General features: G+C 69.7%; 12 protein-coding genes and 1 riboswitch. Of the genes, 9 read left to right on the top strand and 3 right to left on the bottom strand.

The window, feature by feature from the left end:
• Positions 1-13: 13 nt before the first annotated feature.
• The 3 genes from EJ357_RS20710 to otsB all read left to right on the top strand — a co-directional run bounded on the left by EJ357_RS20710 (position 14) and on the right by otsB (position 2,529).
• On the top strand, positions 14-1,249 hold the full coding sequence (locus EJ357_RS20710; protein WP_228473112.1) for an ABC transporter substrate-binding protein: 1,236 nt from the start codon (positions 14-16) through the stop codon (positions 1,247-1,249).
• 37 nt (positions 1,250-1,286) lie between these two features.
• Positions 1,287-1,535, top strand: a complete 249-nt coding sequence (locus EJ357_RS20705) for a DUF3263 domain-containing protein (RefSeq protein WP_126393100.1) — start codon at positions 1,287-1,289, stop codon at positions 1,533-1,535.
• A 160-nt stretch (positions 1,536-1,695) separates the two neighbouring features.
• Positions 1,696-2,529 (top strand): trehalose-phosphatase, encoded by an 834-nt coding sequence (gene otsB, locus EJ357_RS20700; RefSeq protein ID WP_126399723.1) that lies wholly within the window; start codon positions 1,696-1,698, stop codon positions 2,527-2,529.
• 256 nt (positions 2,530-2,785) lie between these two features.
• Here otsB and EJ357_RS20695 read toward each other — a convergent pair whose 3' ends face one another.
• Positions 2,786-4,183, bottom strand: coding sequence for an alpha,alpha-trehalose-phosphate synthase (UDP-forming) (locus EJ357_RS20695; protein WP_126399720.1), 1,398 nt, complete (start codon positions 4,181-4,183; stop codon positions 2,786-2,788).
• Between the two features lie 131 nt (positions 4,184-4,314).
• Positions 4,315-5,259: a glucosyl-3-phosphoglycerate synthase gene (locus EJ357_RS20690; protein ID WP_126393099.1), complete on the bottom strand. Its 945-nt coding sequence runs from the start codon at positions 5,257-5,259 to the stop codon at positions 4,315-4,317.
• A gap of 159 nt (positions 5,260-5,418) precedes the next feature.
• Positions 5,419-5,577, top strand: a riboswitch (SAM riboswitch).
• Positions 5,578-5,595: 18 nt separating this feature from the next.
• Between EJ357_RS20690 and thrC the strand changes: the two genes are divergently transcribed.
• The 6 genes from thrC (at position 5,596) to EJ357_RS20660 (ending at position 12,776) form a co-directional block, all read left to right on the top strand.
• Positions 5,596-6,879, top strand: a complete 1,284-nt coding sequence (gene thrC, locus EJ357_RS20685) for a threonine synthase (RefSeq protein ID WP_126393098.1) — start codon at positions 5,596-5,598, stop codon at positions 6,877-6,879.
• The gene (locus EJ357_RS20680; protein WP_031478909.1) at positions 6,876-7,151 is read left to right on the top strand and encodes a MoaD/ThiS family protein; all 276 of its coding nucleotides are present in this window, start codon (positions 6,876-6,878) and stop codon (positions 7,149-7,151) included. The genes thrC and EJ357_RS20680 overlap by 4 nt, the downstream gene beginning before the upstream one ends.
• A gap of 463 nt (positions 7,152-7,614) precedes the next feature.
• On the top strand, positions 7,615-7,821 hold the full coding sequence (locus EJ357_RS20675; protein ID WP_007493268.1) for a cold-shock protein: 207 nt from the start codon (positions 7,615-7,617) through the stop codon (positions 7,819-7,821).
• 329 nt (positions 7,822-8,150) lie between these two features.
• Positions 8,151-9,773, top strand: coding sequence for a chaperonin GroEL (gene groL, locus EJ357_RS20670; RefSeq protein ID WP_126393097.1), 1,623 nt, complete (start codon positions 8,151-8,153; stop codon positions 9,771-9,773).
• Between the two features lie 293 nt (positions 9,774-10,066).
• Positions 10,067-11,194, top strand: coding sequence for an NADH:flavin oxidoreductase (locus EJ357_RS20665; protein ID WP_126393096.1), 1,128 nt, complete (start codon positions 10,067-10,069; stop codon positions 11,192-11,194).
• A gap of 127 nt (positions 11,195-11,321) precedes the next feature.
• Entirely contained in the window at positions 11,322-12,776 is a 1,455-nt protein-coding gene (locus EJ357_RS20660; protein ID WP_126393095.1) for an MFS transporter, read from the top strand.
• A gap of 48 nt (positions 12,777-12,824) precedes the next feature.
• On the opposite strand, the gene EJ357_RS20655 is transcribed toward EJ357_RS20660, so the two are convergent.
• A complete protein-coding gene (locus tag EJ357_RS20655; protein ID WP_126393094.1) occupies positions 12,825-13,394 on the bottom strand; it encodes a hypothetical protein in 570 nt (189 codons plus the stop codon).
• Positions 13,395-13,404: the final 10 nt, after the last annotated feature.

Here is a 13,404-nt window from a genome sequence, read left to right as displayed (position 1 = left end):
AACGATCGCGGTGGTGACCGCGCTGGGTCTGACGGCGGTACTGGGTGGCTGCGGGCTGACCGGGGGTTCGGACGAGGTGACGCTGAAGCTGGTCGCCGCGGACTACGGGGACAGTGCGGCGAACGGTTCCCAGAAGTACTGGGACAAGCTCGCCAAGGCGTACGAGGCCGAGCACCCGGGGGTGTCGATCGACGTCACCGTGTACTCCTGGAACGACGTCGACGCCAAGGTCAAGGCGATGGTCGCCGCCGGGGACGCGCCGGACCTGGCGCAGATCGGCGCGTACGCCGACTACGCCGCGAAGGACCTCCTGTACGAGGTCGACGAGCTGCTCTCCATCCCCGTCCAGGCCGACTTCGTCTCGCAGCTCGCGGACGCCGGGCAGGTGAACGGCGTGCAGTACGGCATACCCTTCGCCTCCTCCACCCGGCTGCTCTTCTACAACAAGACGCTCTTCGAGAAGGCCGGCCTCACCCCGCCGACCACCTGGAAGGAACTGGCCGCCGACGCCGAGGCGCTGAAGGCGGAGGGCGTGAAGTACCCCTACGCGCTGCCGCTCGGTCCCGAGGAGGCGCAGGCCGAGACGATGCAGTGGCTGCTGAGCGGCGGGGGCGGTTACACCGACACCAACCTCGGCACGTACAGCATCGACTCCACGGAGAACGTCGCCACCTTCGACTGGCTCAAGAACGACCTGGTCGGCAAGGGGCTCACCGGGCCGGTCGCGCCCGGCGAGCTCAACCGGGCGGACGCGTTCTCCGCCTTCGCGGCCGGGGACGTCGGCATGCTCAACGGTCACCCCTCGCTGATGCACATGGCGGAGAGGAAGGGCGTGAAGTTCGGCATGGTGCCGATGCCCGGCGCCGAGGGGCCCACCAAGATCTCCATGGGCGTGGCCGACTGGATGATGGCCTTCAAGCAGAACGGGCATGCCGAGCAGGTGGGCGAGTTCCTCGACTTCGTCTACGACAAGGACAACGTCCTGGACTTCTCCCGTGAGTACGACCTGCTTCCCGTCACGAACTCCGCGTCCAGGGTGATGACCGCGGCCAAGCAGGACGCCGACCTCAAGCCCTTCCTCCAGGAACTCCCGCTCTCCGAGCTCTACCCGGTAGGCCGGACCTCCTGGGCGGCCGTCAGCGCGGACGTCAAGCGGCGGATCGGCGGCACGGTCGCGTCCGGCGGCAGCCCGGCGGCGATCCTGGGGCAGCTGCAGTCGACGGCGACGCGGGCGGAGAGCGCGGAGTAGTCGCCGGTTGTCGGTGGCGGGGGCTACGGTGCGACACATGGACCAGGACCAGCCCGAGGCCGCCGCCCTCGCCGACCGCGAGCAGGCCATCCTCGCCTTGGAACGCCGGGGTTTTCCGGGCCCCGGCGCCAAGGAGCGGGCGATACGCGAGGAGCTGGGCCTGGCCCCCGTCCGCTACTTCCAGCTCCTGAACGCCCTGCTGGACGACCCACGGGCCCTGGCCCACGACCCGGTGACGGTGAACCGCCTGCGGCGGGTACGGGAGGCGCGGCGGTCGGAGCGGTGAGGGAGGGGTACGTGCGGTGTTCCCTGGATAGGGTCGCCGTATGGGCAGTCACAAGGACCTGACCGACTCGGACTCATCCACTTCGGACTCGACCACCTCGGACTCGACCACCTCGGACTCGACCACCTCGGACTCGACCATCTCGGACCGGACGAACTCCATGGACCCCCTGCCGACACCCTCGACCCAGCCGGGGCGTGACGCCCTGGCCGCCCTTCTCGCCCGCCCCGCGCGGGCGCTGATCGCGCTCGACTTCGACGGGACGCTCGCGCCGATCGTCGAGGACCCCGAGCAGGCCCGGGCCCACCCCGACGCCCTGCCGGCGCTCGCCGCGCTCGCCCCGAAGGTGGCCGCCGTCGCGGTGATCACCGGGCGCCCGGCGGACGTCGCCGTGCGGTACGGCGGTTTCGCCGGGGTCCCGGGGCTGGAGCACCTCGTCGTGCTCGGGCACTACGGTGCCGAGCGCTGGGACGCCGTCAGCGGCGAGGTCACCGCACCCGACCCCCACCCCGGCGTCGCGGCCGTCCGCGCCGAACTGCCGGGCCTCCTCGACGGGAGCGGTGCCGGGCAGGGCACCTGGATCGAGGACAAGGGACACGCCCTCGCCGTCCACACACGCCGCGCGGCCGACCCGCAGGGCACCTTCGACGCCCTCCGCGAACCCCTCACCGACCTCGCCACCCGCAACGGCCTCATCGTCGAACCGGGCCGCATGGTCCTCGAACTCCGCCCACCCGGCATGGACAAGGGCGTGGCCCTGACCGAGTACGTCCGCGAACTGGGCGCCGAGTCCGTCCTCTACGCCGGCGACGACCTCGGCGACCTCCCCGCCTACGCCGCCATCGACAAACTCCGCTCCGACGGCACCCCCGGCCTCCTGGTCTGCAGCGGCAGCGAGGAGGTCACCGAGCTGTCGGAGAGGGCGGACATCGTGGTCGACGGCCCGGAGGGGGTCGTACGCCTGCTGCAGACGCTGGCGAACCGGACGACCTGACCCCGCAGACCCGCGAGGGGGTTGTGGTTGCGCTGGAGGTGGGGACGCTCGCCCGCGCTTGCGGGGTGCCGCCTGCGCCCACCCGTGCCGCCCCAGCGGCACGACTGCCCGCAGGCTGGGTGGGTCTCAGACAGGCCGCCCGGTCCGGGCGCCCGACTCGGCTCAGCCGGGCCGACCAGCCTCAGCCGGGCCGACCAGCCTCAGCCGGGCCGACCAGCCTCAGCCGGACCGCCCGGTCTCAGCCGAGCCGCCCGGCTCAGTCCGGCTCGCTCGCCCTTCCCTCCTCCAGTGCGGACAGCTGTTCCAGGAACCACTGGGTCGGCGGTAGTGCGGTCGCGGAGGCTGCGAGGCGTTTTGAGCGTTCCGCTCGGTCCTCCGGGCCCATGGACAACGCCTCGTGCAGTGCCTGTGCCGTGCCGATGACGTCGTACGGGTTCACGGCGAGCGCGTCCTCGCCCAGTTCCTCGAAGGCGCCCGCCTCGCGCGACAGGACCAGCACGCATCCCTCGTCGGAGACGACCGGTACCTCCTTGGCGACGAGGTTCATGCCGTCCCGGATGGGGTTGACCAGGGCCACGTCGGCCAGCCGGTAGGCCGCCAGGGAGCGGGCGAAGTCGTCCTTGACGTGGAGGACCACCGGGGTCCAAGTCGGGGTCCCGTAGCCGGAGTTGATCTCCTCCGCCAGTCGCTGGACCTCGGCCGTGTAGTCCCGGTACACCGCAAGGTCCTGCCGCGAGGGGTACGCGAAGGCCACGTGCACCACCCGATCGCGCCACTCGGGGTGGTCGTCGAGCAGCTGCCGGTACGCCAGCAGACCCCGCACGATGTTCTTGGACAGCTCGGTCCGGTCGACCCGCACGATCGTCCTGCGGGCGCTGCCGTCCGCGGCCGTGCCGATCTCGTCCCGCAGCGCCGCCATCCGTTCGGCCACGTCGGGCTGATGCGAGCGCGCCCGCAGGAAGTCCGCGTCCGCCCCCAGCCCGTGCACCCCGACCCGCGTGTCGCCGAGCCCGCCGGCGAACCGGTCGCAGCACGCCTCGAACGCGTCCGCCCAGCGCCGCGTGAGGAATCCCAGCCGGTCCGCGCCGAGCATCCCGCGCAGCACCTGCCCGGCGATGTCGTCCGGCAGCATCCGGAAGTACTCCGGCGGCGCCCACGGCGTGTGCGAGAAGTGGCCGATACGCAGGTCGGGACGCAGCTCGCGGAGCATCCCGGGCACCAGCGTCAGGTGGTAGTCCTGGACCAGCACCGCCGCCCCCGGCGCCGCCCGGCCGGCCAGCGCCTCGGCGAAGGCACGGTTGTACGTCTCGTACGACGCCCACTGGCGCCGGAACTCCGCGTCGAAGACCGGCTCCAGCGGCGTCTGGTACAGCATGTGGTGGACGAACCACAGGACCGAGTTCGCGATCCCGTTGTACGCGTCCGCGTGCACGCCGGCCGGGATGTCCAGCATCAGCACGCCGTCCTCGCCGACCCCGCGCCGCACCGCCTCGCGGTCCCCGTCGGACAGCGCCGAGCACACCCACAGGGCGCCCGCGTCCGGCCCGATCGCCGACAGCCCGGAGACGACTCCGCCGCCGCCCCGCTTGGAGTGCAGCGAGCCGTCCTCGCGCACCTCGTAGGAGACCGGCCCGCGGTTCGACGCGACCAGCACCCTGGCCGCACCCTGCGCATCCTGCGTGGTAGCCATACGCCTCAACCTAGCCCGGCCCGGAAACGCTCAAACGTGCGGTTCCGCTCAGTGGGCGGCTCTTGCACGCCCTGTATACGGCCGGTTTCCGGCGTTTACGCGACCTTCCGCGTCGCGTACTCGGCGATCTCCACCATCGGCGGCCGCTCCTCGGTGTCCACGGAGTACGTACGCGGCTCGAATCCGTCCTCGCCCCGCTCGAACTGGGTGAGCGACGGCCGGATCAGATGCCCGCGGGCCAGCCGCAGCTGGGCCGTGCGGTAGATCGCGGCGGACATCCGGCCGAGCGCCTGCCCGTCCTGGTGCCGGTGCTTGCGCACTCCCACGTCCACCTGGGCCAGCGCGTCCAGACCCACCAGGTGCAGGGCGTCGATCAGCATGCCCAGCTCCACGCCGTATCCGACGGGGAACGGGAGCTGTTCCAGCAGGTTGCGGCGGGCCGCGTACTCGCCGCCCAGCGGCTGCACGAAACCGGCCAGCTGCGGCCAGTGCATGTTCAGCAGCGGGCGCGCCATGAGTTCGGTGACCCGGCCGCCCTGCCCGGCGGCGCCGCGCAGCGGACGGTCGTACATGCCCTTGACCAGGTCGACCTCGGGGTTGGTGAGCAGCGGGCCCACGATGCCGGAGACGAAGTCGGAGGAGAACTCCTTCAGGTCGGCGTCGATGAAACAGACGATGTCCCCGCTCGTGACCAGCAGGGAGCGCCACAGGACCTCGCCCTTGCCGGGCACGGAGGGGACGCGCGGGAGGATCTCGTCGCGGTGCACCACCGTCGCGCCCGCTGCGGCGGCCACCTCGGAGGTCCGGTCGGTGGATCCCGAGTCGACGACGACGATCTCGTCGACCAGCGGGACCTGTTGCATGAGGTCGTGACGGATGATCGCGACGATGTCGCCGACCGTCTCCTCCTCGTTGAGCGCGGGCAGCACGACGGAGACCGACTGACCCGTACGCTGTTTGGCGGCCAGGATCTGATGGAGCGGGCGATCGGTCACGGACCAGGAGCGGGTGCTCAGCCAGCGCTCGACTTCTTCCAGCACAGTCTGCGGCTCCTAACTGTCGTGATCACAGCAGGTAATCGTGTGATCCATCTCGCGGTTCGGACGACTATCTCAACTGTCCTGGCCTTCGGTTACAGTCTTGAACAACGCGGATGACCATCGCATGTCCGGGGTCAACCGTTGTTAACAACCGCATACAGCTCATCCAGAGGGGCAGAGGGAAACGGCCCGATGAAGCCCCGGCAACCCTCCAGTCGGCTCTCGTAACGATCACTGTCGATCGTCTCCGCGAGGCTCCCGGCTTGGGAAGGTGCCAAATCCGTCTCACGGCGAGATGCGTCGTGAGGAAGATGAGGAGAAAGGGCCTCGCCTCACATGGCTGTGCAGACTGTTGCAAGCACCACCGATTCCACCGTAGACCTCGGTCCCGCCGCGGCGCTGTCCTGCCGCGAGTGCGGTCACCGGGTACCCCTCGGACCGGTCTTCGCGTGCGAGGAGTGTTTCGGCCCGCTGGAGATCGCTTACGACTTCTCGGCGTACGACACCGAGGAGCTGCGCAAGCAGATCGAAGCGGGCCCCGCGAACATCTGGCGCTACGCGCCCCTGCTGCCCGTCCCCGCCGACGTGGCCACCAAGCCGAACATCAACCCCGGCTGGACCCAGCTCGTCAAGGCCGACAACCTCGCCCGCGAACTCGGCGTGACCGGCGGTCTGTATGTGAAGGACGACTCCGGTAACCCGACGCACTCCTTCAAGGACCGCGTCGTCGCCCAGGCCCTGGAGGCCGCCCGCGCCTTCGGCTTCACCACCCTGTCCTGCTCCTCCACCGGCAACCTGGCCGGCGCGGTGGGCGCCGCGGCGGCCCGCGCGGGTTTCCGCTCCTGCGTCTTCATCCCGCACGACCTGGAGCAGGGCAAGGTCGTCATGGCCGCGGTCTACGGCGGCGAGCTCGTCGGCATCGAGGGCAACTACGACGACGTGAACCGCTTCTGCTCCGAACTGATCGGCGACCCGGCCGGCGAGGGCTGGGGCTTCGTCAACGTCAACCTGCGGCCGTACTACGCGGAGGGCTCCAAGACCCTCGCGTACGAGATCTGCGAGCAGCTCGGCTGGCAGCTCCCGGACCAGCTCGTCGTCCCGATCGCGTCCGGTTCGCAGCTCACGAAGATCGACAAGGGTCTGCAGGAGCTGATCAAGCTCGGGCTCGTCGAGGACAAGCCGTACAAGATCTTCGGCGCGCAGGCCGAGGGCTGCTCGCCGGTGTCGACGGCGTACAAGGCGGGGCACGACGTGGTCCGCCCGCAGAAGCCGAACACCATCGCCAAGTCGCTGGCGATCGGCAACCCGGCCGACGGTCCGTACGTCCTGGACATCGCGCGGCGTACGGGCGGTGCGGTGGAGGACGTGACGGATGAGCAGGTCGTCGACGCGATCAAGATCCTCGCCCGAACGGAGGGCATCTTCGCGGAGACTGCGGGCGGCGTCACGGTGGGCGTCACGAAGAAGCTGATCGAGAATGGCCTCCTCGACCCCACCAAGACCACCGTCGTCCTGAACACGGGCGACGGCCTCAAGACCCTCGACGCGGTGGCCGGCACCGGCCTCACCGCCACCATCCGCCCGAACCTGGACTCCTTCCGAGAGGCTGGCCTCGCATGAGCGTGACCGTCCGCATCCCCACCATCCTGCGCACCTATACGGGTGGCCAGGCCGAGGTCGCCGCCGAGGGCGCGAACCTCGCCGAGGTCATCGCCGACCTGGAGAAGAACCACACGGGTATCGCCGCCCGCGTTCTCGACGACCAGGGCAAGCTGCGTCGGTTCGTCAATGTGTACGTCAATGACGACGACGTACGTTTCGAGCAGGGGCTGGAGACGGCCACCCCGGACGGTGCCGGCGTTTCCATCATCCCGGCCGTCGCCGGCGGCTGACGGCGGGTGACCGAATGACCGATCATTACCATCGGTAACACCGGTCACTAAGAGTTCATCGAATTGCCCCCTCCGTGAGAGAAGCGGAGGGGGCAATTCTGTGTGGTTGAGCGAGGTACAGTTGGGGAACGTACCGCCGCTCCACAGGTCGGCGGCCCTTGATTGGCCTTTGATTTCTGCCGCAAGCCCGACAAGAAGTAGCCAAAGTATGCGGGTTTTTTGCGGCTTTTGTTCCCTTTGCCGGGTCCGACTTGACCTGAAGTCAGGGTAATTGTCCCCACATTCCCGACCGGTCGTGCCTGGATTTCTCGTCCGATTGACCTGTTGCAGACGGCAGTTGGGCAGATACATTCAGCCGCGGTCGACGCGTTCCGGCGCACGCCCCCGACCAATGGGGGGTGAGGTCTGACCCGGATCCGCGAAGTGTGGATCTGTGCAAGGGCCAGTAATAGGGGAGTTAGGCATGGCTCAGGGCACCGTCAAGTGGTTCAACGCGGAGAAGGGGTACGGCTTCATCGCGGTCGACGGTGGTGCGGATGTTTTCGTCCACTACAGCGCGATCCAGATGGACGGTTACCGCACCCTGGAGGAAGGTCAGCGGGTCGATTTCGAGATCTCGCAGGGCCAGAAGGGGCCGCAGGCGGACATGGTTCGTCTGGCGACCGGCTGAAGCACGCGTCGACTAACTGCAGCGACGTTCTTCTTCGAAGGGCCCGCACCCCCCGGGGGTGCGGGCCCTTCGCCATGGTCGGACGCGTCCGGCGCCCTGTTCGCGCCCCGCGGATCACCCCTCCCGATCCCCGAGAGCCGCTTGCACTCGCATGGGTCGAGTGCTAATCATTGCGTTAGCACTCTGAAGGTGAGAGTGACAACGAAGGACCGGGTCGGTGAGGCCCGCAGGCCGAGTGGGGCAAGGAACCACAAGGCATGCGAGCCGTCCGTCGCGGGCGCGGGCGCGGTCCGAAGGAATCACCCCCAGTCCTGGAGGGACCACTTCACATGGCCAAGATCATCGCGTTCGACGAGGAGGCGCGGCGCGGCCTCGAGCGCGGCATGAACCAGCTCGCGGACGCCGTGAAGGTGACGCTCGGCCCCAAGGGCCGCAACGTCGTCCTCGAGAAGAAGTGGGGCGCCCCCACGATCACCAACGATGGTGTCTCCATCGCCAAGGAGATCGAGCTCGAGGACCCGTACGAGAAGATCGGCGCCGAGCTGGTCAAGGAAGTCGCCAAGAAGACGGACGACGTCGCCGGTGACGGTACGACCACCGCGACCGTTCTCGCCCAGGCCCTGGTCAAGGAAGGCCTGCGCAACGTAGCCGCCGGCGCCAACCCGATGGCCCTCAAGCGCGGTATCGAGAAGGCCGTCGAGGCCGTCTCCGCCGCCCTGCTCGAGCAGGCCAAGGACGTCGAGACCAAGGAGCAGATCGCCTCCACGGCCTCCATCTCCGCCGCCGACACCCAGATCGGCGAGCTCATCGCCGAGGCCATGGACAAGGTCGGCAAGGAAGGCGTCATCACCGTCGAGGAGTCCCAGACCTTCGGTCTGGAGCTGGAGCTCACCGAGGGTATGCGCTTCGACAAGGGCTACATCTCGGCGTACTTCGCCACCGACATGGAGCGTATGGAGGCCGTCCTCGACGACCCGTACATCCTGATCGCCAACTCCAAGATCTCCTCGGTCAAGGACCTGCTCCCGCTGCTGGAGAAGGTCATGCAGTCGGGCAAGCCGCTGCTGATCATCGCCGAGGACGTCGAGGGCGAGGCCCTGTCGACCCTGGTCGTCAACAAGATCCGCGGCACCTTCAAGTCCGTCGCCGTCAAGGCCCCGGGCTTCGGTGACCGCCGCAAGGCCATGCTGAACGACATCGCCATCCTCACCGGTGGCGAGGTCATCTCCGAGGAGGTCGGTCTCAAGCTCGAGAACACCTCCCTGGACCTCCTGGGCAAGGCCCGCAAGGTCGTCATCACCAAGGACGAGACCACCATCGTCGACGGCTCCGGTTCCTCGGAGCAGGTCGCGGGTCGCGTCAACCAGATCCGCGCCGAGATCGAGAACAGCGACTCGGACTACGACCGCGAGAAGCTGCAGGAGCGCCTGGCGAAGCTCGCCGGTGGCGTCGCCGTCATCAAGGCCGGTGCCGCGACCGAGGTCGAGCTCAAGGAGCGCAAGCACCGCATCGAGGACGCCGTGCGCAACGCCAAGGCGGCCGTCGAGGAGGGCATCGTCGCCGGTGGTGGCGTGGCCCTGCTGCAGGCCTCCGGTGTCTTCGAGAAGCTGGAGCTGGAGGGTGACGAGGCGACCGGCGCTGCCGCCGTCAAGCTCGCCCTTGAGGCCCCGCTGAAGCAGATCGCCGTCAACGCCGGCCTCGAGGGCGGCGTCGTGGTGGAGAAGGTCCGCAACCTCACCCCGGGCCACGGCCTGAACGCCGCGACCGGTGAGTACGTCGACCTGGTCGCCGAGGGCATCATCGACCCGGCGAAGGTGACGCGTTCCGCGCTGCAGAACGCCGCGTCGATCGCCGCGCTGTTCCTCACCACCGAGGCCGTCATCGCCGACAAGCCGGAGAAGGCCGCCGCGCCCGCCGGTGGCGGTATGCCGGGCGGTGACATGGACTTCTGATCGACCTCGGGGTTTCGGCTCCGGTTGATCAACGTCCTTGCCGAGGGCGGCACCTCCTGTTGCGATATTCGCGACGGGGGTGCCGCCCTCGGTGCGTTGGCGGGTGCGGGTGGTTCGTGGCCGGTCGCGCAGTTCCTCGCGCCCCTGAAGAAGGCGCACCCGCAGCCGCTCGCAGAACCGATCCCCCTCTCTGGGAATGCGCAGTCTCACACTCATCGTTGCTTAACGAGGTGCAACAATGCCCATGCACATACCAGCTGGTCTCTAGCTACAGTCCTCGAGGAGCCCACGACGTGACCGTCACCGAGTCCCCCGCCTCCCGCGCGGCCCAGATCCTGTCCCGGCCGACCACGATCAACGGCCTCACCGTTCCCAACCGCATCGCGATGGCGCCGATGACCCGCATGTTCTCCCCGGGCGGCGTACCCGGCGAGGACGTGGCGTCGTACTACTCCCGCCGCGCCGCCGCGGGCGTCGGTCTGATCGTCACCGAGGGCACGTACGTCGGCCACGACTCCGCCGGACAGAGCAGCCGCGTCCCGCGGTTCCACGGCGAGGAGCAGCTCGCGGGCTGGGCGAAGGTCGCCGAGGCGGTGCACGCGGCGGGCGGCACGATCGTCCCGCAGCTGTGGCACATCGGCATGGTGCGCGAGCAGGGGCAGCCGCCGGTCGCGGACGCCCCCGCCGTCGGCCCCTCGGGTCTGCGTATCGGCGCCACCGAGCCCACCGGCAGGGCGATGACCCGCCAGGACCTCGACGACGTCATCGGCGCGTTCGCGCAGTCCGCCGCGGACGCCGAGCGCATCGGCTTCGACGGTGTGGAGATCCACGGCGCCCACGGCTACCTGGTCGACCAGTTCCTGTGGGAGGGCACCAACCGCCGCACGGACGCGTACGGCGGTGACCCGGTCGCCCGTACGCAGTTCGGCGCGGAGATCGTGGCCGCCGTACGCGAGCGGGTCTCCGCGGAGTTCCCGGTCATCTTCCGCTACTCGCAGTGGAAGCAGGAGGCCTACGACGCGCGCCTCGCCGAGACCCCGGAGGAGCTGGAGGCCATCCTGACCCCGCTCGCCGCGGCCGGCGTCGACGCCTTCCACGCCTCCACCCGCCGCTACTGGATCCCGGAGTTCGACGGCTCCGACCTCAACCTGGCCGGCTGGACGAAGAAGCTGACGGGCAAGCCCACGATCACCGTCGGCTCGGTCGGCCTGGACGGCGACTTCATCAGGGCCTTCGCCGGTGAGGGCTCCGCGGTCAAGGGCATCGACGATCTCCTGGACGCCCTGGAGCGCGAGGAGTACGACATGGTCGCCGTCGGCCGTGCCCTGCTCCAGGACCCGGAGTGGGCGGCCAAGGTGCTGTCGGGCCGTGTCGACGAGCTGGCGGCGTACGACGCGGCGGCGCTGAAGACTCTGAGCTGACGTCCGGTTGGTCATTCCCGCTGTGCGGGGGTGACCTGCGTCGCTTGAGTAAGTCAATCAACTGACTTAAGGTTGCCTCGGTCAATCAGCAGTCTTTCCTTGCTCGTGCGCCGACGGAGGCCCCGCCATGTCGTCCCACCCCCCATCGCCGAGAACGAATTCCGTGGTGGCGGTGCTGGCCTTCGCCGGGATCGTCGTCTCGCTGATGCAGACCCTGGTCATCCCGATCGTCCCGGAGCTGCCCAGGCTGCTCGACGCCCCGGCGTCGGACACCGCCTGGGCCGTCACGGCGACGCTGCTCGCGGCGGCCGTGGCGACGCCGGTGATGGGGCGGCTGGGCGACATGTACGGCAAGCGGCGGATGCTGCTGGTCAGCGTCGTGCTGCTGGTCAGCGGCTCGGTGGTCTGCGCCCTGAGCGACTCGCTGGTCCCGATGATCGTCGGACGGGTGCTCCAGGGTCTGGCCTCCGGGGTGATCCCGCTCGGCATCAGCATCATGCGCGACGAGCTGCCCGCCGAGCGCCTCGGCTCCGCGACCGCCCTGATGAGCGCCTCGCTCGGCATCGGCGGCGCCCTCGGGCTGCCCGCCGCCGCGCTCATCGCGGACAACTTCGACTGGCACGTGCTGTTCTGGACGTCGGCCGGCATGGGGGTCGTCGCGCTGGGGTGCGTGCTGCTGGTGGTGCCCGAGTCGAAGGTGCGCACCGGCGGGCGCTTCGACCTCGTCGGCGGCATGGGCATGGCGGCCGGCCTGGTCTGTCTGCTCCTGGGCATCTCCAAGGGCGCCGACTGGGGTTGGACCAGCGGGACCACGCTCGGCCTGTTCGCGGCGGCCGTGGTGATCCTGCCGGCCTGGGGCTGGTGGGAACTGCGCACCGACCAGCCGCTGGTCGACCTGCGCACGACGGCCCGCCGCCAGGTACTGGTCACCAACCTGGCCTCGATCGCGGTCGGCTTCGCGATGTTCGCGATGAGCCTGGTCATCCCGCAGCTCCTCCAGCTCCCCTCCCGGACCGGCTACGGCCTGGGCAAGTCGATGCTGGTGGCGGGCCTGTGCATGGCGCCCTCGGGTCTGGTCATGATGGCCACGGCCCCGGTGTCCGCGGCGATCTCCCGGGCCAAGGGCCCGAAGGCCACCCTCATGATCGGCGTCCTCATCGTGGCCGCCGGCTACAGCCTCAACATCGTCCTGATGTCCGAGGTCTGGCACTTCATCCTGGTGGCCTGCGTCATCGGCGCCGGAGTCGGCTTCGGCTACGGCTCGATGCCCGCGCTCATCATGAGCGCCGTGCCCGCGTCGGAGACGGCCGCCGCGAACAGCCTCAACACGCTGATGCGTTCCCTCGGTACGTCCATGGCGAGTGCGGTCGCGGGCGTGATCCTCGCCCAGATGACGACGGACCTCGGCGGGTACGCCCTGCCGTCCGAGAACGCCTTCAAGGTGGTCCTGGCGGTGGGCGCCGGGGCGGCGCTGCTGGCCTTCGTGGTGGCGTCGTTCATCCCGCGTCAGACGGTGACCGTGGGCGGGGAGCCGGTGGCGGAGGGCGCGGCGGAGCGGGTGGGGGCGACGGCGAAGTCGTAGGGCGGCAGGAGGCGCGGAGGCCGTACGGGTGTGAAAGCCGTACGGCCTCTACAGGTTCCCCAAGGGCTCGATGTCGACCTTCACCGGTGCGCCCCACACGCGCAGCACCTCGTAGTCGGTGAACTCGTGCACGAGCCGGTAGGCCATGGCGGGGCGCGGGCCGCGGCGCTGGGCGGCGAGATACAGCTCGGCCTCGCGGCGGTCGCGGCGCGGGGTGCCGCAGAGCTGCCACTCCTGGCCGTTCCACAGCTCCGGCAGCCAGCGCTGCTGGGGCTGGGGGCGGTCGGCGCGGACGCCGTAGCGGGAGGGGGCGGTCTCGGTGGCGTGCGGGGGTACGGGACCGCCGCTGTACTCGGCGCGGCGGGCGGCTCGGCGGCGGGTTTCGCAGAGCAGGCACAGGTCGTGGGCGTTCTCGTCGACCGGGCCGTTCGGGTGCTCGGGGCAGCGGGTGGTGGGGGCGGCGCCGGCGACGCTCTCGTCGAGGAGGTCGAGGGCGCGGCGCAGGTCGGCCTTGACCTCGTGGAGCTTGGCGTCCGGGGTGGTGGCGGCGAGGGCCTCGCCGTGCTCGCCGAGGAGGCGGAGGGCTCGGCCGAGGGCGGTTAGCTGGGCGTGGTTCATCGGGTGGCTC

It is taken from the genome of Streptomyces cyaneochromogenes, from assembly GCF_003963535.1.
In the GTDB taxonomy this organism is placed as follows: domain Bacteria; phylum Actinomycetota; class Actinomycetes; order Streptomycetales; family Streptomycetaceae; genus Streptomyces; species Streptomyces shaanxiensis.
This window is presented reverse-complemented; position numbering and strand designations above follow the sequence as displayed.